This is a genomic window from Dorea sp. YH-dor226, assembly GCF_039832105.1.
Classification (GTDB): domain Bacteria; phylum Bacillota; class Clostridia; order Lachnospirales; family Lachnospiraceae; genus Dorea_A.
The window spans coordinates 68100-88011 of the sequence record NZ_JBDOHS010000001.1 but is presented as its reverse complement, the minus strand read 5'-3'; the positions used below and the strand labels follow the sequence as shown (position 1 = coordinate 88011).

Annotated in this window: 20 protein-coding genes; 19 read left to right on the top strand and 1 reads right to left on the bottom strand. The window is 46.2% G+C overall.

Features of this window, described 5'->3' with window-relative positions; all coding sequences use genetic code 11:
- Window positions 1-88: 88 nt before the first annotated feature.
- The gene (locus ABE547_RS00465; RefSeq protein ID WP_347377151.1) at window positions 89-1207 is read right to left on the bottom strand and encodes a DUF4317 domain-containing protein; all 1119 of its coding nucleotides are present in this window, start codon (window positions 1205-1207) and stop codon (window positions 89-91) included.
- 198 nt (window positions 1208-1405) lie between these two features.
- On the opposite strand from ABE547_RS00465, the gene sdaAB reads away from it, so the two are divergent.
- The 19 genes from sdaAB (at window position 1406) to ptsP (ending at window position 19902) form a co-directional block, all read left to right on the top strand.
- The gene (gene sdaAB, locus ABE547_RS00460; protein ID WP_347376938.1) at window positions 1406-2077 is read left to right on the top strand and encodes an L-serine ammonia-lyase, iron-sulfur-dependent subunit beta; all 672 of its coding nucleotides are present in this window, start codon (window positions 1406-1408) and stop codon (window positions 2075-2077) included.
- Window positions 2078-2105: 28 nt separating this feature from the next.
- Window positions 2106-2975, top strand: coding sequence for an L-serine ammonia-lyase, iron-sulfur-dependent, subunit alpha (gene sdaAA, locus ABE547_RS00455; RefSeq protein ID WP_347376937.1), 870 nt, complete (start codon window positions 2106-2108; stop codon window positions 2973-2975).
- Between the two features lie 359 nt (window positions 2976-3334).
- Window positions 3335-4315: a beta-ketoacyl-ACP synthase III gene (locus tag ABE547_RS00450; RefSeq protein ID WP_347376936.1), complete on the top strand. Its 981-nt coding sequence runs from the start codon at window positions 3335-3337 to the stop codon at window positions 4313-4315.
- A gap of 102 nt (window positions 4316-4417) precedes the next feature.
- Window positions 4418-4645 (top strand): acyl carrier protein, encoded by a 228-nt coding sequence (acpP, locus tag ABE547_RS00445; RefSeq protein ID WP_347376935.1) that lies wholly within the window; start codon window positions 4418-4420, stop codon window positions 4643-4645.
- A 21-nt stretch (window positions 4646-4666) separates the two neighbouring features.
- Complete coding sequence (fabK, locus tag ABE547_RS00440) at window positions 4667-5605, top strand: enoyl-[acyl-carrier-protein] reductase FabK (RefSeq protein ID WP_347376934.1); 939 nt, start codon at window positions 4667-4669, stop codon at window positions 5603-5605.
- Window positions 5598-6521: an ACP S-malonyltransferase gene (gene fabD / locus ABE547_RS00435; protein WP_347376933.1), complete on the top strand. Its 924-nt coding sequence runs from the start codon at window positions 5598-5600 to the stop codon at window positions 6519-6521. The genes fabK and fabD overlap by 8 nt, the downstream gene beginning before the upstream one ends.
- Window positions 6522-6555: 34 nt before the next feature.
- Window positions 6556-7296 carry a 3-oxoacyl-[acyl-carrier-protein] reductase gene (gene fabG, locus ABE547_RS00430; protein ID WP_347376932.1) on the top strand — a complete coding sequence of 247 codons (741 nt, stop codon included), beginning with the start codon at window positions 6556-6558 and terminating at the stop codon, window positions 7294-7296.
- A gap of 22 nt (window positions 7297-7318) precedes the next feature.
- Entirely contained in the window at window positions 7319-8557 is a 1239-nt protein-coding gene (fabF, locus tag ABE547_RS00425; RefSeq protein ID WP_347376931.1) for a beta-ketoacyl-ACP synthase II, read from the top strand.
- 18 nt (window positions 8558-8575) lie between these two features.
- On the top strand, window positions 8576-9013 hold the full coding sequence (accB, locus tag ABE547_RS00420; RefSeq protein ID WP_347376930.1) for an acetyl-CoA carboxylase biotin carboxyl carrier protein: 438 nt from the start codon (window positions 8576-8578) through the stop codon (window positions 9011-9013).
- 14 nt (window positions 9014-9027) lie between these two features.
- The gene (gene fabZ, locus ABE547_RS00415) at window positions 9028-9456 is read left to right on the top strand and encodes a 3-hydroxyacyl-ACP dehydratase FabZ (protein ID WP_347376929.1); all 429 of its coding nucleotides are present in this window, start codon (window positions 9028-9030) and stop codon (window positions 9454-9456) included.
- 11 nt (window positions 9457-9467) lie between these two features.
- Window positions 9468-10802 (top strand): acetyl-CoA carboxylase biotin carboxylase subunit, encoded by a 1335-nt coding sequence (locus ABE547_RS00410; protein WP_347376928.1) that lies wholly within the window; start codon window positions 9468-9470, stop codon window positions 10800-10802.
- Window positions 10803-10814: 12 nt separating this feature from the next.
- Window positions 10815-12557 (top strand): acetyl-CoA carboxylase carboxyltransferase subunit alpha, encoded by a 1743-nt coding sequence (locus ABE547_RS00405; RefSeq protein WP_347376927.1) that lies wholly within the window; start codon window positions 10815-10817, stop codon window positions 12555-12557.
- Window positions 12558-12582: 25 nt separating this feature from the next.
- Window positions 12583-13680: a nitronate monooxygenase family protein gene (locus ABE547_RS00400; protein ID WP_347376926.1), complete on the top strand. Its 1098-nt coding sequence runs from the start codon at window positions 12583-12585 to the stop codon at window positions 13678-13680.
- Window positions 13681-13720: 40 nt separating this feature from the next.
- Window positions 13721-14176 (top strand): MarR family transcriptional regulator, encoded by a 456-nt coding sequence (locus tag ABE547_RS00395; RefSeq protein ID WP_347377150.1) that lies wholly within the window; start codon window positions 13721-13723, stop codon window positions 14174-14176.
- A gap of 3 nt (window positions 14177-14179) precedes the next feature.
- A complete protein-coding gene (locus tag ABE547_RS00390) occupies window positions 14180-14902 on the top strand; it encodes an NAD-dependent protein deacylase (RefSeq protein ID WP_347376925.1) in 723 nt (240 codons plus the stop codon).
- 183 nt (window positions 14903-15085) lie between these two features.
- Window positions 15086-15997: a 1-phosphofructokinase gene (pfkB, locus tag ABE547_RS00385; protein WP_347376924.1), complete on the top strand. Its 912-nt coding sequence runs from the start codon at window positions 15086-15088 to the stop codon at window positions 15995-15997.
- Between the two features lie 11 nt (window positions 15998-16008).
- Window positions 16009-17922, top strand: a complete 1914-nt coding sequence (locus ABE547_RS00380) for a fructose-specific PTS transporter subunit EIIC (protein ID WP_347376923.1) — start codon at window positions 16009-16011, stop codon at window positions 17920-17922.
- 51 nt (window positions 17923-17973) lie between these two features.
- On the top strand, window positions 17974-18231 hold the full coding sequence (locus tag ABE547_RS00375; protein WP_347376922.1) for an HPr family phosphocarrier protein: 258 nt from the start codon (window positions 17974-17976) through the stop codon (window positions 18229-18231).
- 24 nt (window positions 18232-18255) lie between these two features.
- On the top strand, window positions 18256-19902 hold the full coding sequence (gene ptsP, locus ABE547_RS00370) for a phosphoenolpyruvate--protein phosphotransferase (protein ID WP_347376921.1): 1647 nt from the start codon (window positions 18256-18258) through the stop codon (window positions 19900-19902).
- Window positions 19903-19912 lie beyond the last annotated feature (10 nt).

Sequence of the window (19912 nt, the reverse complement as noted above, 5' to 3'; positions counted from 1 at the left end):
AAGGATGAAGGACCTGCCCTGACACAAAATGGCATCGAGATATCAGGAATTTCCAGAATCTCGATGCCAGTAGAGAGCCAAGGAATCCTTACTTTACCTCGATCCCATTTACTTCCAGATGATCGTCGATGGCGATGACCAGGCAGCGTCTGCCGTCGATTTCCCGGGTCTCCACCAGATCTGAGCGTTCCGGATTCACTTTTATGACGATATCCGGTGTTTCGATCTGGAATGTTCTGGCGCTGGCGATATTGGATGCAAGAAGTGTTTTGTGTTCGCCGACGGTTTCTTCATACTCTTTGTCAAAGGATTCAAGCTTTTCTTCAGACACACCACTTCTGGATAAGAGTTTTCTGACATCGGGTTTGGATAATTCCAGTGGTTCCGGTTCTTCTTTGGATTCTTCCAGCATTTCATTCAGATTGTCGTGGATGTTGCGGACAACTTCATAATCGCAGTCCTCTCCCAGAGTATCGCTGATGATGGCCTGAAAGGTGGTCTTCTGATCACCGGCAGTCAGCGGAATGGCGGCGCCGAGAACGTTGGCGATAAAGGCGGGCTGAAGCTCTTCCGGCTTCTTTGTATAATACAGGACGCCATGCAGGTCGGTGGCGCGATCCTGGAATGCAGGGAAGAGGAAGCCTTTTACCGGAGCGTCTACAATCCAGTCACGGATGCGGTCTTCTATATTATTGGTAGCAGCATTGTAGGTCAGTCCGGCTTTTGTAAGATTGACCGGGCAGATGCTGCATAAGATATGATCGTAGACGGTTTCGGAGGCATCGAACATCTCCATGCCGTCTTTGGCTACTCCCGGAACATCATAGACTGCATGAATCAGTACAATAAAATAATTCTCACCATATTCATAGTTTTCGATTACTTTATCATAGAATTCATCCAGAAGCAGATCGTCTTCCAGCTTGCTGTCGCGAAGCTTTAACAGGAATTCCTGGGTTCCTCCATTTAACTCCTGCTCCAGAGGAAATTCCATATTGATCAGATTTTTTCCGAGCGTGCCGGAGAGCGTGTGTTTAAATATGTCAAAATATTTGAAAGCCTCTTCCTCCGGCAGGGAAAGAAAGGCCTTTTTCATCTCCATTTTTTTCTCTTTTTCATGATCCACATAGCAGCCACAGATACGGGTGATCGCACAGTTTTCCGGAGTAAACTGCTTGCGGATTTCCAGTACTTCTTTTTTGTTCATCATGTACACTTCCTTTCAGACTGTATCCAATCTTAGCATATTCAAATGTATTTTACAATATTTCCAAAAGGTAGTTTTGAGAAAGATACAGGAGAAGATCCCTTTTAGAAATGCTGTAAATTTCCGTTGTAAAGCGTGAGTAAGACAAGTATAATATAAGAAGAAATATGTCAAAATAAGAAAAGAGAGGGTAAACAAATGGGAAATATATTTGACATTTTAGGACCTGTTATGGTAGGTCCGTCCAGTTCCCACACAGCAGGAGCAGCGCGTATCGGTCTGATTGCAAGACAGCTCTTTGGAAGACAGCCTGAGAAGGCAACCGTATATCTGCATGGTTCATTTGCCGCAACGGGGAAAGGACATGGAACGGATAAAGCTTTGATCGCGGGGCTTTTGGGGATGCTCCCGGATGATATGAGGATTCCGTCCAGCTTTGAAGTGGCACATGAAGAGGGAATGGAATTCACGATCCAGAATAAGGATATCAAGGAAGCACATCCGAATACGGCTCAGATTATCATGGAGGCAGAAGGAGTTCCGACGATGAAGATTCAGGCATATTCCATCGGAGGTGGAAGAATCCGGGTATGTAAACTGGATGGGATTGATGTAAATTTCAGCGGTGAGAGCTGTACATTGATTATCCGCAATGTGGACGAGCCGGGAAGAATCAGAGAAGTGGCGACTGCTCTGAGCAATGCAGAGATTAATGTTGCTACAATGCAGGTGTTCCGTGATAAGCGTGGCGGTACGGCGGTCATGGTAGTTGAAACGGATCAGATCGTACCTCGTGAGGCAATTGAAGATCTGGAAAGCAAGCCGGGAATTATAAGAGTGAAATTCCTTGATCCCAACGGGACAACGTAATATAGGATAGTGGAGGATATAAAAGAGTATGTCATATCAATCAATGGAAGAAGCACTGGAAAGGTGTGAAAAAGACAGGATTCCATTCTGGAAGGCGATACAGCTTGAAGATGCAGATGAACGCGGCATCAAAGTTGAGGATTCCTGGGAGAAGATGAAGTATATGTGGCATTCCATGCTGGATGCATTGGATGCTTATGAACCTGACAGAGTATCCAGAAGCGGCCTGGTCGGAAAAGAAGGCGGGCTGATGGAACAGTATCTGCAGACAGGAGATCCTCTGTGCGGCAATTTTATGGCGAAAGTAATGGCCAATGCATTAAAAATGGGATGCAACAATGCCTGTATGAAGCGTATCGTTGCAGCTCCGACGGCAGGTGCCTGTGGTGTACTGCCTGCGGTTCTGGTTACTTATTATCGTGAATATGATGTTCCGGAAGAAACGATGATCGAGGCTATGTATGTGGCAGCAGGTCTGGGACAGATCATTGCTAATCGTGCATATCTTGCCGGCGCGTCCGGTGGATGTCAGGCGGAGATTGGCTCCGGTTCCGGTATGGCGGCAGGAGCGATCTGTTATGTCAGAGGCGGAAATACACAGCAGATCGGAGATGCCTGTGCGATGGCTTTGAAGAATCTGATGGGGCTGGTATGTGATCCTGTTGGGGGACTGGTGGAAGTTCCGTGCGTAAAGAGAAATGTCGGAGGTGCAGTGAATGCGATGGCGGCAGCCGATATGGCACTGGCGGGAATTACAAGCAAGATTCCGGTGGATCAGGTCATTGACGCGATGAAAGAGGTCGGAGATAAGATGGATGTTTCCCTGCGTGAGACCGGAATCGGCGGAGTGGCAGGAAGTCCGGCGGCAGAGGAAGTTGTAAAACAGATGAATATGTAAAATCTGAAGTCAGAAATGAACCGGCATCGGGACAGGTAAAGAAGTCCTGATGCCGGATATTTTTTTCTGCATACATCCTCTTTTTTATCTTCATACGAAAAGATTTCTCTTAAATGCCTGAAATATTGGGCGCTCTCTTAATGTCTATATATTTATACCCAATTATCTTCTTATTTTCACCTGAAATCTCAGATTTATTGGGCTGGACCGTTAGATTTTTTTTATAAGCCCATAAAGGTTTTAGGATTCTTTTTTTTGAATAATATTTTGATAATCAAAATACTTGACATGCAAAACAATATGGTATATACTTTGAAAGTCAAAATAATTTGTTTTCAAAGTAAATCAGAGGTATTTATATGACTGGAAAAATATGTGGGACGGGATCTTTTGCACCGTCATTCACAATGGACAATCATGATATTGCAAAGCTGGTAGAGACCAGCGATGAATGGATACAGGAGCGAACCGGAGTCGTAAGACGTCATATCATCAGAGAAGAAACGACGGTGTCTATGGCGGCGGAAGCGGGGAAGAGGGCTCTGGACAATGCGGGAATGTCTGCGAAGGAGATCGATCTGATTCTTGTATCGACTATTTCTTCGAATGTTGTGCTCCCGTGTGCAGCCTGTGAAGTTCAAAAAGAACTGGGCGCGGTTCATGCAACCTGTTTTGATCTCAGTGCTGCCTGTACCGGATTTGTACTTGCCTATAATACGGCGATGGCATATCTTGCTTCCGGTGTATATCAGAATGCGTTGATCATAGGAAGTGAAAGTCTGTCCAATCTGACGAACTGGGAAGATCGCGGAACCTGCATCTTATTCGGAGACGGGGCGGGAGCAGCTGTTGTAAGAGCCTGTGATCAGAAGGCGTACATTCCGGTAACGCACTCCGATGGGGCAAGGGGAGCGGCACTTAGCTGTACCAGCCGTTATGATAAAAGCGGACTTGCCGGGAACGTAGATCCGCAGGAATGGATGGAGGATCGTTACCTGATGCAGATGGATGGCAGGGCAGTATTCAAATTTGCGGTAAAGAGTGTACCGCAGGCGGTAGAAGAACTGTTGGAAAAGAATCAGGTAGAAAAAGAAGAGATTGCATGGTATATCCTGCATCAGGCAAACCGGAGGATTGTAGAATCCGTGGCAAAACGTCTGGGAGAGTCCATTGAGAAGTTTCCGATGAACCTTCAGGAGTATGGTAATACATCTTCTGCGAGCATTCCGATCCTGTTAGATGAGATGAACCGGAAAGGGTTATTGAAGAGGGGACAGAAGATTGTGCTGGCGGGATTTGGAGCAGGACTTACCTGGGGAGCATCCTTGCTGGAATGGTAACCGGCAGGATGGGAGAATGATGCGATAAACCGACGGCGGCAAGCTTTCCCGGTTTATATAGATTTTTAATAAAGAAAAAGAAATGTAAAAGGAGAAAATGAGATGTTAGAACAGATTAAGACAATGATTGCTGAAAATCTTGGAGTAAATGAGGATGCAATTACAGAGGGAGCTACATTTAAAGAAGATCTTGGAGCAGATTCTCTGGATCTTTTTGAGCTTGCTATGGCTCTGGAAGATGAGTTCGGCATTGAGATCCCGACAGAGGATCTGGAACAAATCGCAACTGTAGGAGATGTTGTGGAATATATTAACGCACACAAAGAATAAGAAAGAAGCGGGGTTTTAGATATGCAGACAGAAGTAACCAGATTATTGGGAATCGAATATCCGATCATCCAGGGAGGCATGGCGTGGGTTGCAGAGTATCATCTGGCAGCAGCCGTATCAGAAGCAGGAGGACTCGGTCTGATCGGAGCTGCAAGTGCACCTGCCCAGTGGGTGAGAGAACAGGTACGCGAAGCAAAGAAACTGACAGATAAACCATTTGGAGTCAATATTATGCTGATGAGCCCGTATGCGGATGAGGTGGCGAAAGTCATCGTGGAAGAAGGCGTAAAAGTCGTTACGACCGGTGCGGGAAATCCTGAGAAATACATGAAGATGTGGAAAGAAGCAGGAGTAAAAGTCATTCCTGTGGTTGCTTCTGTGGCCCTTGCAAAACGTATGGAACGCTGCGGAGCAGATGCTCTGGTGGCAGAAGGCTGTGAAGCGGGAGGACACATCGGAGAGAATACAACGATGGTACTGGTACCGCAGGTTGCAGATGCAGTTAAGATTCCGGTCATTGCGGCAGGAGGGATCGCAGACGGAAGAGGAATTGCGGCAGCATTTATGCTGGGAGCAAAAGGGGTACAGATGGGAACGCATTTCGTAGTAACGGATGAGTCTCAGGTACATGACAATTATAAAGAAAGAATCATCAGGGCGAAGGATATTGATTCCCGTGTCACAGGAAGAACGACCGGACATCCGGTTCGTGCCCTTCGCAATGATATGACAAAGAAATATATGGAACTGGAAAATAAAGGTGCAAGCTTTGAAGAGCTGGAGCAGTTGACGCTTGGTGGCTTAAGAAGAGCCGTTGTAGACGGGGATGTAAAAAACGGAAGTGTCATGGCAGGACAGATTGCCGGAATGGTAAAAGAAAGAATGTCCTGTAAGGAGCTGATCGAAAAGCTGGTAAAAGAAACAGATGCTTTGATGAAAGGAATGGGTTTTTATGAGTAAGATCGCATTTATCTATCCGGGTCAGGGAGCACAGAAAGCAGGGATGGGAGCGGATTTCTATCAAAAGAATGAAACAGCCAGACGCATCTATGATGAAGCGGGCGAAGTACTGGGGCTGGATATGAAAGCGCTTTGTTTTGAGCCAAATGACAAGCTTGACCTGACAGAATATACACAGGCAGCACTGGTAACCACCTGTCTTGCGATGACAAGAGCGGCGCAGGAACAGGGGCTGAAGGCAGATATCACCGCAGGGTTAAGCCTGGGTGAATATTGTGCGATTGCTGTTGCAGGCGGAATGAGCGATATGGATGCGATCCGCCTGGTAAGAAAAAGAGGAATCCTGATGCAGAATACCGTACCGGCAGGCGAAGGAGCCATGTGTGCGATTATGGCAATGGATGAACAGGCAATTGAAGCGGTCACGGATGCGATCGATGGTGTGACGATCGCCAATTATAACTGTCCGGGGCAGATTGTGATCACCGGAGAGACCGGGGCCGTAAAAGAAGCGGAAGCAAAGCTGAAAGAAGCCGGAGCAAAACGGACGGTTATGTTGAACGTCAGCGGACCGTTCCATTCACCGATGCTTCGAAAAGCGGGCGAAGAACTTGCAGAAGAGCTGGCCCGGACACAGCTTCACGCACTGGAGATACCTTATGTGACGAACGTGACCGCGAAAGCCGTGACAGATATCGCGCAGACGGCTGCGCTTCTGGAAGAACAGGTGAGTTCTCCGGTACGCTGGATGCAGAGCATGGAAGCGATGATCGCTGACGGTGTTGATATCTTTGTAGAGATCGGACCGGGCAGAACGCTGGCAGGATTTATGAAGAAAATCAATCGTGATGTGAAAGTATATAACATTGCGACCCTTGAAGATGTGGAAAAGGTTGCGGCAGAACTGGTCAGATAGCGAGAGTATGGCAGCGACCGGAGAAGGAGTATGTATGTTAGAAGGAAAGATTGCAGTAGTGACGGGAGCTTCCAGAGGAATCGGAAAAGCGGTTGCCTTAAAACTTGCTTCAATGGGAGCAACGGTTGTAGTGAATTACAACGGATCAAAAGAAAAAGCGGAAGAAGTAAAGCAGGAGATAGAAGCAGGCGGTGGAACCGCATCCATCTGTCAGTGCAATGTGTCTGATCATGAGGCATGTAAGAGTATGATCCAGGATGTTATGGATGCATATGGAAGAATCGACATTCTGGTGAACAATGCAGGAATCACAAGAGACGGGCTTCTGATGAAGATGTCAGAAGAAGATTTTGATCGGGTCATTGATATCAATCTGAAAGGCGCATTTAATACGACTCGTTTTGTGGTGCGTCAGATGCTTCGGCAGAAAAGCGGACGTATCATCAATATGGCATCTGTCGTAGGAGTGACCGGTAACGCAGGGCAGGTCAATTATGCGGCTTCCAAGGCGGGGATCATCGGTCTGACCAAAGCCACTGCAAGAGAGGTGGCTTCCCGTGGGATTACAGTCAATGCCATTGCACCGGGATTTATTGAAACCGATATGACGGATGTGCTTTCCGACAAAGTAAAAGAAGCTTCCGTTTCTCAGATTCCACTCGGAAGATTCGGGAAGCCGGAACAGGTAGCGGCGGCAGCAGCATTTCTTGCATCAGAAGATGCCGGATACATTACAGGACAGGTGCTGCATGTAGATGGCGGTATGGTGATGTAAATAGTTGAAGGAGAACAGAAAAATGAAGAGAAGGGTTGTAGTAACAGGACTTGGAGCAGTGACACCGATCGGTAATACCGTGGATGAGTTCTGGGAAGGAATCAAAGCCGGACAAGTAGGGATCGGAGAGATTACCAGATTTGACACGACGGACTATAAAGTAAAGCTGGCAGCTGAGGTAAAAGGATTTGTTGCAAAAGAACGGATGGACTTTAAAGCAGCAAAACGCATGGAACTGTTTTCCCAGTATGCGGTAGCGGCAGCAAAGGAAGCATATGAAGATGCCGGACTGGAGATTGAAAAAGAAGATCCGTTCCGTGCGGGTGTAATCGTAGGATCCGGAATCGGAAGTCTTCAGACAGTGGAAAAAGAGTATGAAAAGCTTCTTTCCAGAGGACCGGGAAGAGTGAATCCTCTGATGGTTCCGCTTATGATCTCCAACATGGCTGCGGGAAATATATCGATTCAGCTTGGATTTCGCGGGAAATGTACCAATGTCGTAACAGCATGTGCATCCGGAACGAACTGTATCGGAGATGCACTTCGAGCCATCCAGTATGATGATGCGGATATTATGATCGCAGGCGGTACCGAGAGCTGTATCTGCCCGACCGGTGTGGCAGGATTTACCAGTCTGACGGCACTCTCCACCGCACAGGATCCGATGCGTGCTTCCATTCCATTTGATAAAGATCGCGGCGGCTTTGTTCTTGGAGAGGGTGCAGGCGTCGTTGTTCTGGAAGAACTGGAGCATGCGAAGGCAAGAGGTGCCAGGATCTATGCCGAAGTTGCAGGATATGGAGCAACCGGAGATGCATATCATATCACCTCCCCGGCAGAGGACGGAAGCGGCGCGGCAAAAGCAATGGAACTTGCCATGCAGGAAGGAAATGTAACACCGGATCAGATTGATTATATTAATGCACACGGGACAGGTACGCATCACAATGACCTGTTTGAGACCAGAGCAATCAAAGTGGCACTTAAGGATGCTGCAAAAAATGTGGTAGTGAATTCGACAAAATCTATGATCGGCCACCTTCTCGGAGCTGCCGGCGGCGTGGAATTTATCACATGCGTGAAGAGTATCCAGGACGGATATATTCATCGGACAATGGGAACAGAAGTTGCGGATGAAGAATGTGATCTGAACTATGCGATCGGTGCGCCGGTGGAGAAAGATGTTCGCTGTGTCCTGACCAATTCTCTGGGATTTGGCGGTCATAATGCAACTTTATTGTTAAAGAAGTATGAAGGATAGAGAAAGGATCTGCAGAGTATGGAGTTAGAAAACCTTGTCAAATTAATCAATGCGGTGTCAGATTCAGAACTGACCGGCTTCAGGTATGAAGAAAACGGGGTAAAACTGCATCTTACCAAAAAAGGTGAAAAGGTGCAGGCCACACAGGTCGTCATGGGAACTCCGGTGGCAGCAGAGGCACCGAAAGCGGAGATTCCGGAAAAGGAAGAGAAAACGGCAGGTGGAAAAGTGGTAGAATCACCGCTGGTAGGAACATTTTATGCGGCACCTGCAGAGGATGCCAGTCCATTTGTTAGTGTGGGAGACCAGGTGAAGAAGGGGCAGACTCTGGCGATTGTGGAAGCAATGAAACTGATGAATGAGATTGAGAGTGAGTATGACGGAACGATCACGGAGGTTCTGGTAGAAAACGGAGAAGCCGTTGAGTACGGACAGCCGTTGTTCCGTATTGCTTAAAGGAGAAGAACAGAATGAATCATTTGGATATTAATCAGATTAAGGAGATCATTCCGCACAGACATCCGTTCTTACTTCTGGATTATATAGAAGATTATGAGCCGGGACAGTATGCGGTCGGATATAAATGTGTATCTTACAGAGAAGACTTTTTCAAAGGGCATTTTCCGCAGGAGCCGGTTATGCCGGGAGTACTGACTGTGGAAGCCCTGGCACAGGCCGGAGCAGTCGCAATCTTAAGTGTAGAAGAAAACCGCGGAAAAGTTGCATACTTTGGCGGTATCAATAAATGTAAGTTTAAAGGAAAGATTGTACCGGGAGACAAGGTACGTCTGGAGACCAGGATTATCAAACAGAAGGGGCCGGTGGGAGTCGGCGAGGCTGTAGCAAGTGTTGATGGGAAAGTAGTTGTCAGCGCAGAACTGACATTTATGATCGGATAGGTGACAGAAAAATGATAAAAAAAGTATTGATTGCCAACCGCGGAGAGATCGCGGTGCGAATTATCCGTGCCTGCAGGGAGATGGGAATTGAAACGGTATCTGTATACTCAGAGGCAGACCGGGAGGCGCTTCATACGAAGCTGGCGGATGAAGCCATCTGTATCGGACCGGCGCCGTCCGGTGAAAGCTACCTGAGTATGGATCGTATCTTGAGCGCCACAATTGTGAGCGGAGCGGATGCGATCCATCCGGGGTTTGGATTTTTATCAGAAAACAGCAAGTTCGCAGAACTCTGTGAGCAGTGCAATATTACATTTATCGGACCGGATTCGAAGGTGATCGCAAGTCTGGGCAACAAGCAGGAAGCAAGAAATACGATGATCGCCGCGGGAGTTCCGGTCATTCCGGGAAGTACAGAGCCAGTTTATGATGCAGAGACAGGGGCAGAGATTGCGGCCGCAATTGGGTATCCGGTCATTGTAAAAGCGGCGCTTGGCGGCGGAGGAAAGGGAATGAGGGTCGCCAGGTCTGCGGAAGAATTTGTACAGAGTTTTCAGACCGCGCAGAAAGAGGCGCAGATGGCCTTTGGCGATCATACCATGTATATCGAACATTTTGTGGAGCACCCTAGACACATTGAATTCCAGATTCTTGCAGACAGCTATGGCAATGTGGTTCATCTGGGAGAAAGAGACTGCTCCATTCAGAGAAATCATCAGAAGCTGATCGAGGAATCGCCGTCTATCGCTCTTACAGAGGAACTTCGGGAGAAGATGGGGGAGGCTGCTGTAAAAGCGGCAAAGGCTGCAGGATATGTGAATGCCGGAACCATTGAATTTCTGCTGGAGAAAAGTGGCAACTTTTACTTTATGGAGATGAATACCCGGATTCAGGTGGAACATCCGGTGACCGAGTGGGTGACCGGAATTGACCTGGTAAAAGAACAGATCCGTATCGCATCCGGAGAAACACTGTCCTTCCGTCAGGAGGATATCAGACTTACGGGACATGCGATCGAATGCAGGATTAATGCTGAAAATCCGGAGAAAGGGTTTCGGCCGTCTCCGGGAACGATTACGGATATGTATCTGCCGGGTGGTAAAGGCATACGGATCGATTCAGCAATCTACAGCGGATATACCATTCCACCGTACTATGATTCCATGGTTGCCAAACTGATTGTATGGGCGGATAACCGAGATGAGGCGATCCTGAAGATGCGAAGTGCACTGGGAGAGGTCATCATTGAAGGAATCGATACAAATGTGGATTACCAGTATGATATTCTGAATCATCCGGATTATATTGAGGGTAATATTGATATTGAGTTTATCGAGAGATTGTAAGGGTGAACGTCTATGAAGCTAGATAATATGTTTAAAAAGACCAGACTTTCAGGAACGAAAAAAAGCTATATCCCTTTTTCCGGCAGACCGGAGGTTCCGGAAGGGCTTCTTCGCAAATGTAACAAATGCGGAGGTGCAATTATTGCAGATGATGTAAAGAAAGGATATTATATCTGTCCGAAGTGTGGAGGATATTTTCGGGTACATGCTTATCGGAGAATCGAGATGGTGACTGATCAGGGTTCTTTTGAAGAATGGGATCTGAATATGGAGACCAGAAACCCGCTGAATTATAAAGGATATGAGGAAAAGCTGGAAGGACTGCGGGAAAAAACAGGACTGAATGAGGCGATCGTCACCGGAAAAGCGAAAATAGACGGAAAAGAAGTGGTGATCGGAGTCTGTGACGGAAGATTTCTCATGGCAAGCATGGGAGAAGTTGTCGGTGAAAAGATTGCAAAAGCCGTGGAAAGAGCGACTGAGGAACGATTGCCGGTGATTCTGTTTGCCTGTTCCGGGGGAGCCAGAATGCAGGAAGGAATTACCTCTCTGATGCAGATGGCCAAGACCTCTGCTGCATTAAAAAGACACAGTGATGCGTGTCTTCTGTATATCAGTGTTCTGACAGATCCGACTACCGGAGGAGTCACGGCAAGCTTTGCCATGCTGGGTGATGTGATTTTGGCGGAACCAAAGGCTCTGATTGGTTTTGCCGGCCCCCGGGTGATTGAACAGACCATAGGACAGAAGCTTCCGAAAGGATTTCAGCGTTCGGAATTTCTGCTGGAGCATGGATTCATCGACGCGATTGTGGAACGTCCAATGCTTAAGGCAACTCTGTCCCGGATTCTGTCGCTTCATGAAGAAAAGATGAGTCCGAAAAGTACAGAGGAGACAGAGCGTTTTGTCCGAAATGCCGGCATGCAGATGGGGATACAAGGCGGAAATCTGCCGCATGGACAGGAGGGAACTTCTGTGGATGCGTGGGAGCGTGTGCAACTGTCCAGGAAAAAAGACCGTCCGGTAGGAAGTGACTATATTCAGCGCATGTTTACTGACTTCATAGAATTCCACGGAGACCGTTATTATGCAGATGACAAGGCGATCATCGGCGGAATTGCCAGCTTCCATGGCAGGCCGGTTACTGTGATCGCACAGGCAAAAGGTACCAATACAAAAGAAAATATTGAACGAAACTTTGGTATGCCCTCTCCGGATGGATATCGCAAGGCGCTTCGCCTGATGAAACAGGCAGAGAAGTTCCATCGCCCGGTGATCTGTTTTGTAGATACGCCTGGAGCCTTTTGTGGCCTGGAAGCAGAAGAACGCGGCCAGGGAGAGGCGATTGCGAGAAACATCTATGAGATGTCAGGACTGAAGGTCCCGGTGCTTTCTATCATTATCGGAGAAGGCGGAAGCGGAGGAGCACTTGCTATGGCAACTGCGGATGAAGTATGGATGCTGGAGAATTCCATCTATTCCATCCTGTCACCGGAAGGCTTTGCAAGTATTCTGTGGAAGGACAGTTCCAGGGCAAAAGAGGCGGCAAAGGTCATGCGGCTTACGGCAGAAGATCTGTATCAGCAGGGAATCGTGGAAAAAGTATTCTGGGAGCCGGAAGAATATACGGTCCGGAATATCCATCAGGTAATCACTCCTCTGGAACGCGAGCTGGAAGAATTTCTGAATCGATATGAAGTAATGTCCCGGGAAGAACTGACAGAGCGCAGATATCAGAGATTCCGGCAACTGTAACAGAAGAGGAGCGAGGAGAAAATATATGAAGGTAAGACCATTGAAAATTGGTAATATAGAAGTAAAGCTTCCGTTGATTCAGGGCGGAATGGGCATAGGAATCAGTCTGGGCCGTCTTGCCGGGAGCGTTGCAAAAGAGGGCGGCATAGGGATCATCTCTGCCGCCCAGATTGGTTTTCAGGAGCCGGATTTTGACGAGGATCCATTGAAGGCCAATTTAAGAGCAGTTCAAAAAGAATATGAGAAAGCGAGAGATATTGCTCCGGAAGGCGTGATTGGATTCAACATCATGGTAGCAATGCAGCACTATGAACAGTATGTAAAGGCGGCGATTGCTGCAGGTGCAGATCTGATCGTCTCCGGAGCAGGACTTCCGACGGAATTGCCGAAGTTCGCGGAAGATTCCGATGTCAAGCTTGCACCGATCGTATCCAGCGAAAAGTCGGCAAGAGTGATCTTAAAGTACTGGGACCGAAAATACAAAAGAATCCCGGATCTTCTGGTCATTGAAGGTCCGCTCGCCGGAGGACATCTGGGATTCACCAGAGAACAGCTTGCGGAATACGGGGCTGATTCTGCCTGTACAGTGAAAGATCCTGTGAAAGAATATGACGGGGAGATCCATGCTATTCTGGAAGCTATCAGGGAATATGAAGACAAGTACGGTCAGAAGATTCCGGTAGCAGTTGCCGGAGGCATTGAGAATCAGGAGCAGGCAGCGCATGCATTTGCCCTTGGAGCCGATGCGATTCAGGTAGCGACAAGATTTGTGACAACCGAAGAGTGTGATGCAGATATCCGTTATAAAGAGACGTATGTAAGAGCAGAAAAGGAAGACATTGCCATTGTTAAAAGTCCGGTCGGAATGCCGGGACGTGCCATCGTCAATCCTTTTATGGAAAAAGTTATGTCCGGGGAACGGATCCCGCCGACCAGATGCCGGGGATGTCTGAATGGCTGTAATCCTGCAAAGATTCCTTACTGCATTACAGAAGCACTGATCCATGCAGCCAAAGGAGAAGTGGAGGACGCACTGTTGTTCTGTGGTGCGTATGCGTATAAGGCCAGTCGAATTGAAACTGTAAAAGAAGTTATTGATTCTCTCCTGCCGGAAAGGGTATAATGTTGGTGTAGAAAAGTAGGAAGAGTGAAGGGCAATGGGAATGGACGACGCATATAAGCTGATTAATAATACACTGGTGAACCTGATCAATGAGATCTGGGAGCTGGAAGAGAAGGCAATCATAACAGAGGAATTCAAGGATCTGACAAACAATGATATGCATGTCATCGAGGCAATCGGACTTGGTGACGGCAGAAATATGTCTTCCATTGCGAAAAAGTTAAAGATCACCGTCGGGTCCCTCACCACAGCCATGAACAGTCTGGTAAATAAAAAATACGTAGAGCGTCACAGAAGCGAGGCAGATCGACGCGTTGTATATGTGAAGCTGACAGAAAAAGGGGTAAGAGCGTACCATCATCATGAGGATTATCATCGGCAGATGACGCAGGCAATCCTGGATAAACTGGATGAAAAGGAGCTGCCGGTTCTGGTAAAGACTCTGGATGTACTGACTGAATTTTTTACCGGATACAGCAAGGTAAAGGAGTCTTAAAAGATGGAAACAGAAGTAGAAAGATTGCAGAAAATTATTGATGACAGCAGGAACATTGTATTTTTTGGAGGCGCCGGAGTATCCACGGAGAGCGATATTCCGGATTTTCGAAGTGCGGACGGTTTATACCATCAGCAGTATAAGTATACGCCGGAGCAGATCGTAAGCCACAGCTTCTTTGTACGTAATACAGAAGGCTTTTATGAGTTTTATAAGAACAAGATGATGTTCCTGGATGCAAAGCCGAATCCGGCACATCTGAAGCTCGCAGAACTGGAAGCGGCGGGGAAGCTTACGGCGGTCATTACACAGAACATTGACGGACTTCATCAGGCGGCAGGAAGTAAAAATGTGCTGGAGCTTCACGGAAGCATTCACAGGAATTATTGCCAGAGATGCCGTAAATTCTACGATGCGGCATATGTGAAACACGCGGACGGGATTCCAAGGTGTACCTGCGGTGGTGTGATCAAGCCGGATGTTGTGCTGTACGAGGAGGGGCTGGATTCCGATATCATTCAGAAAAGTATCCGGGCAATCAGCAATGCGGATACGCTGATCATTGGAGGAACTTCCCTGGTCGTATATCCTGCGGCAGGATTTATTGATTATTTCAGAGGAAAGCATCTGGTTGTAATCAACAAAGGTGCTACAGCGAGAGAAGTAGGGGCAGAACTGACCATTGCGGCTCCGATTGGAAAAGTATTAGAACAGATAAAAGTTTGATGAGGGATTGTTGAAAACAATCCCTCATTTGCATGTAAGGAATCTATAATCGGTCAAAATCAGTCAAACTCGGTTGTGCACATTCAACGAAAATATATAGTTATATTTGTGAAATAGTTTGATTGACTTTGACCGATTTTGAATGTATAATGCAAGCATAAAATAAAAACAGGAGGAAATGAAATGATTTATACAGTTACATTTAATCCGTCACTAGATTATATTGTTTCTGTAGAAGACTTTAAATTGGGATTGACCAATCGTACAAGCTCTGAATTGATACTCCCGGGTGGAAAAGGAATTAATGTGTCAACAGTGCTTGGCAATCTCGGGATCGAGAATACAGCATTGGGATTTGCGGCAGGGTTTACCGGAGATGAGATTGTACGTCGAATGGAAGAGATGGGCGTGAAGTCGGATTTTATCTGGCTTGAGAATGGAATGTCAAGGATCAATTTGAAGTTAAAGTCTATTGATGGAACAGAGATTAACGGTTGTGGTCCCAAAATTGATCAGGAAGCAGTGAATTCTCTGATGGATAAGTTGGATGTGGTAGGACAAGGTGACACTTTGATCCTTGCCGGTAGTATTCCGAATTCTATGCCGGATGATATATACAGAAGGATTATGGGAAGACTGGATGGACGAGGAGTCATGATTGTTGTGGATGCAACGCAGGATCTGCTCTTAAATGTATTGGAGTATCACCCGTTTTTAATTAAGCCCAATAATCATGAATTGGGTGAAATATTCAACGTGGAGCTGAAGACGAGAGAAGAAGTGGTTCCATATGGTAAAAAGCTGCAGGAAATGGGAGCGGTGAATGTTCTGGTCTCCATGGCTGGTGAAGGGGCAGTATTGATTGCAGGAGATGGCAATGTATATGCGACTCCGGCGCCAAAAGGGACATTGAAAAATGGCGTTGGAGCAGGAGATTCTATGGTTGCTGGATTTGTCGCAGGCTGGATGAAAGAACAAGATTATAAATATGCATTTTATATGGGTGTATCAGCAGGAAGTGCAAGTGCATTTTCAGAATTGTTGGCAACGAAGGAAGAAATAAAGGCAGTATATCAACAACTAATCTCGAATTAAGGAGGAGAAAGATGAGAATTACGGAACTGTTGGATAAACGATGTATTTCACTGGACGGATCACCGAAGACTAAGAGCGAGGCGTTGGATCAGGTAGTTGCGCTCATGGTGAACAGTGGTAAGATCAATGATGCAGAGGCGTATCGTAAGCAGGTATATGCCAGAGAAGAAGAAAGCACAACAGGTATCGGAGAAGGAATTGCGATTCCACATGGTAAATGTGACGCTGTCACAAAGCCGGGTCTGGCAGCTATGGTAATCAGGGATGGTGTGGAATTTGATTCACTGGATGGTGAGCCGGTTACGTTGATGTTCCTGATTGCAGCACCGAATACAGAAGATAATGTACACCTTGATGTGTTGAGTAAATTGTCTGTCCTGATGATGGATGAAGAATTTTCCAATTCTCTTCGTAATGCGGCGTCTGTAGATGAATTTCTTGCAATTATTGATAAGGCAGACAACGAGAAAGAAAGCATCGATGAGAGACTGGCAGATACGGGGGATGTGGCAGATGCAAAGATTAAGATTCTTGCAGTTACTTCCTGTCCGACCGGTATTGCACATACTTATATGGCAGCAGAAGGAATTGAAAAAGCAGCAAAAGCGAAAGATTGTTTTGTGAAGATAGAGACAAGAGGATCCGGTGGAGCCAAGAATGTATTAACGGAACAGGAAATTGAAGAGGCCGATTGCATTATTGTTGCTGCGGATGCACAGGTTCCGATGGATCGATTCGATGGTAAGAAAGTGATCGAATGCCAGGTGTCAGACGGAATCAGTAAAGCGGATGAATTGATTGAACGCGCGATAGCCGGAGATGTTCCGATCTATCATGCGGCAGCAGGGGCAAAAGTTACGAAAACAACAAAGAAAAGTGGCAGCATAGGACATCAGATCTATACACAGTTGATGAATGGAGTGTCTCACATGCTTCCGTTCGTAGTAGGCGGAGGAATTCTGATTGCAATTGCATTCCTGATTGACGGATTCTGCGTGGACATGAATGCATTGGATGTGGCAGACAGAGCTAATTTTGGTACGATTACACCGGCTGCGGCATGGCTTAAGAATCTGGGAGGTATTGCATTGGGATTGATGCTCCCGGTACTGGGCGGATATATAGCAATGGCAATCGGAGACAGGCCGGCACTTGCCCTGGGATTTGTAGGTGGAATGATGGCAGCAGGCGGAAAATCCGGTTTCCTTGGAGCAGTGGCAGTAGGGTTCATTGCGGGATATACGATTGTTCTGCTGAGAAAAGTATGTGACAAATTACCGCAGGCACTGGAAAAAATTGCACCGGTTCTCATCTATCCTCTGGTCGGTATTTTGATTATAGGCTTTGTAATGTCATTCATTGTTGAGCCGATTATGGGTGGAATTAACACTGCATTAAATAATGGATTAACAAGCATGGGAGGATCCAGTAAGGTAGTTTTAGGACTGATTCTCGGTGGAATGATGGCAATTGATATGGGAGGCCCGTTCAATAAGGCGGCATATGTATTTGGCACTGCAGCAATTGCAGCAGGCAATTACGACATTATGGCAGCCGTTATGATTGGTGGTATGACACCGCCTTGTGCAATTGCACTTGCAACCATGCTCTTCAAAAATAAATTTACGAAAGAGGAAAGAGAAGCAGGACCGACAAATATTATCATGGGTCTGGCATTTATCACAGAAGGTGCTATTCCATTTGCAGCGTCCGATCCGCTTCGCGTTCTTCCTTCCTGTATCATTGGTTCAGGAATTGCAGGTGCGTTGTCAATGGCATTCGGATGTACCTTGATGGCGCCTCACGGTGGAATCTTCGTATTTCCGGTAGTAGGAAATGCATTGATGTACGTAGTGGCATTAGTAGCCGGTACTGCGGTATCAGCGGTACTTTTAGGAGTATTAAAAAAACGCGTTGAAGAGTAATTGAAAGAGTCATAATATAAATAATATGAAAAAAGAAAAAGGAGAATGAACATGAAAGAATTTAAATATGTAATTACTGATGCAGAAGGAATCCACGCTCGTCCGGCAGGAGAATTAGTAAAGGCAGCGAAGGCATTTGAGTCCAGTATCAAGCTCACAAAAGATGGAAAGACAGGAGATTGCAAGAAGATCTTTGGGATTATGGGACTTGGTGTAAAAAAGGATAACGAAGTAGTTCTTACGTTTGAAGGTGCTGACGAAGATGCGGCTTATGATGCAATCAGCAAATTTATGAAGGAGAATCTGTAAACCTCGTTTCAGGAGATAAGGACAATGCTGACATATAAAGGAAAAAGCGTATTTGGTGGAATCGCCATTGGGAAGATTCGTGTATATAGTAAGGGAGAACAACAGGTAAAACGAATAAAAGTAGACCATGCAGAGGATGAAGTAGTGCGTTATCGTGAGGCTACGGCTGCAGCAATTGCTCAGCTTCAGGGATTATATGATAAAGCTCTGAAAGAAGTGGGAGAGGCTAATGCGGCAATTTTCGAAATTCATCAGATGATGTTGGAAGATGATGATTATTGCGAATCTGTGGAAAATATCATTACTACACAGAAAGTAAATGCGGAATATGCAGTGGCACAGACTGCAGATAATTTTGCACAGATGTTTTCTTCTATGGATGATGATTATATGAAAGAACGCGCTGCGGATGTCAAAGATATCTCAGAGCGTCTGGTAACCATACTAAATGGAAAAGAAACCAGTGCCATAGATGCCGGGGAGCCGGTGATTATTGTGGCGGATGACCTGGCTCCATCTGAAACCGTGCAGCTTGATAAAGACAAAGTGTTATCTTTTGTAACGGTTCATGGATCTGTCAATTCTCATACAGCGATTCTTGCCAGAACGATGAGTATTCCGGCGCTGATCGGAACATCTCTTCCATTAGATTCTTCTATAGATGGAAAGATGGGAGTTGTAGATGGAACGAATGGCATATTCTATATAGATCCAGACGATGAGATTTTGGATGAAATGATGCAGCTTAGAGAAAAAGAAGAAGAGAAAAAAAGGCTTCTTCAGACTTTAAAAGGCAAGGAAAACATCACTCTTGACGGTCAGAAAATCTTGCTGTATGCTAATATCGGTAACATAAAAGATCTTGCAACGGTTCGACAAAATGATGCCGGAGGTATTGGACTTTTCAGGAGTGAGTTTATTTACCTTGAGAAAGACCAGTATCCAACAGAGGAAGAACAATTTCAGATATATAAGACTGTAGCAGAGACCATGGCAGGAAAACGTGTCATTATCCGAACTTTGGATATTGGTGCGGATAAGCAGTGTGATTATTTCGAGATGGAAAAAGAAGAAAACCCGGCAATGGGATGTCGTGCGATTCGTATCTGCCTGACGCGTCCAGAAGTATTTAAGACACAGCTGAGAGCATTATTCCGTGCCAGTGCGTATGGAAAGATTGCAATTATGTATCCGATGATTACCAGTGTGAAAGAAGTTCGAAAAATCAAAGAAATTGTTGCACAAGTGAAAGAAGAATTGAAACAACAGGGCATAGAACATGGTGATCCGGAACAGGGGATCATGATTGAGACTCCGGCAGCGGCTATCATTAGTGATATGCTTGCAAAAGAGGTTGATTTCTTCAGTATCGGAACAAATGATCTGACGCAGTATACGCTGGCAATTGACAGACAGAATATAGCACTGGATGATTTTTATGATCCGCATCATCCGGCAGTTCTTCGCCTGATATCTATGGTAGTTGATAATGCTCACAGAGAGGGTATCTGGGCAGGCATTTGTGGTGAGCTTGGAGCAGATCTGGAATTGACAAGAGAATTTCTGGCGATGGGAGTAGATGAATTGTCCGTATCTCCGGGAAGAATTCTTCCGATTCGTAAGATTGTGCTTGAGACGAACGTTGCAGAATATAAAGAAAACAGAGGATAGAAACGGAGTA

What these genes read in the sequence shown, in the direction of transcription:
- fabK (WP_347376934.1), top strand. Translation starts at nt 4,667, where the DNA reads ATGCAGACAGAAGTAACCAGATTATTGGGAATCGAATATCCGATCATC.
- fabD (WP_347376933.1), top strand. Translation starts at nt 5,598, where the DNA reads ATGAGTAAGATCGCATTTATCTATCCGGGTCAGGGAGCACAGAAAGCA.
- sdaAA (WP_347376937.1), top strand. Translation starts at nt 2,106, where the DNA reads ATGTCATATCAATCAATGGAAGAAGCACTGGAAAGGTGTGAAAAAGAC.
- pfkB (WP_347376924.1), top strand. Translation starts at nt 15,086, where the DNA reads ATGATTTATACAGTTACATTTAATCCGTCACTAGATTATATTGTTTCT.
- ABE547_RS00380 (WP_347376923.1), top strand. Translation starts at nt 16,009, where the DNA reads ATGAGAATTACGGAACTGTTGGATAAACGATGTATTTCACTGGACGGA.
- ptsP (WP_347376921.1), top strand. Translation starts at nt 18,256, where the DNA reads ATGCTGACATATAAAGGAAAAAGCGTATTTGGTGGAATCGCCATTGGG.
- sdaAB (WP_347376938.1), top strand. Translation starts at nt 1,406, where the DNA reads ATGGGAAATATATTTGACATTTTAGGACCTGTTATGGTAGGTCCGTCC.
- ABE547_RS00395 (WP_347377150.1), top strand. Translation starts at nt 13,721, where the DNA reads ATGGACGACGCATATAAGCTGATTAATAATACACTGGTGAACCTGATC.
- ABE547_RS00465 (WP_347377151.1), bottom strand. Translation starts at nt 1,207, where the DNA reads ATGAACAAAAAAGAAGTACTGGAAATCCGCAAGCAGTTTACTCCGGAA.
- fabF (WP_347376931.1), top strand. Translation starts at nt 7,319, where the DNA reads ATGAAGAGAAGGGTTGTAGTAACAGGACTTGGAGCAGTGACACCGATC.
- ABE547_RS00410 (WP_347376928.1), top strand. Translation starts at nt 9,468, where the DNA reads ATGATAAAAAAAGTATTGATTGCCAACCGCGGAGAGATCGCGGTGCGA.
- ABE547_RS00405 (WP_347376927.1), top strand. Translation starts at nt 10,815, where the DNA reads ATGAAGCTAGATAATATGTTTAAAAAGACCAGACTTTCAGGAACGAAA.
- ABE547_RS00390 (WP_347376925.1), top strand. Translation starts at nt 14,180, where the DNA reads ATGGAAACAGAAGTAGAAAGATTGCAGAAAATTATTGATGACAGCAGG.
- ABE547_RS00400 (WP_347376926.1), top strand. Translation starts at nt 12,583, where the DNA reads ATGAAGGTAAGACCATTGAAAATTGGTAATATAGAAGTAAAGCTTCCG.
- fabZ (WP_347376929.1), top strand. Translation starts at nt 9,028, where the DNA reads ATGAATCATTTGGATATTAATCAGATTAAGGAGATCATTCCGCACAGA.
- acpP (WP_347376935.1), top strand. Translation starts at nt 4,418, where the DNA reads ATGTTAGAACAGATTAAGACAATGATTGCTGAAAATCTTGGAGTAAAT.
- accB (WP_347376930.1), top strand. Translation starts at nt 8,576, where the DNA reads ATGGAGTTAGAAAACCTTGTCAAATTAATCAATGCGGTGTCAGATTCA.
- fabG (WP_347376932.1), top strand. Translation starts at nt 6,556, where the DNA reads ATGTTAGAAGGAAAGATTGCAGTAGTGACGGGAGCTTCCAGAGGAATC.
- ABE547_RS00375 (WP_347376922.1), top strand. Translation starts at nt 17,974, where the DNA reads ATGAAAGAATTTAAATATGTAATTACTGATGCAGAAGGAATCCACGCT.
- ABE547_RS00450 (WP_347376936.1), top strand. Translation starts at nt 3,335, where the DNA reads ATGACTGGAAAAATATGTGGGACGGGATCTTTTGCACCGTCATTCACA.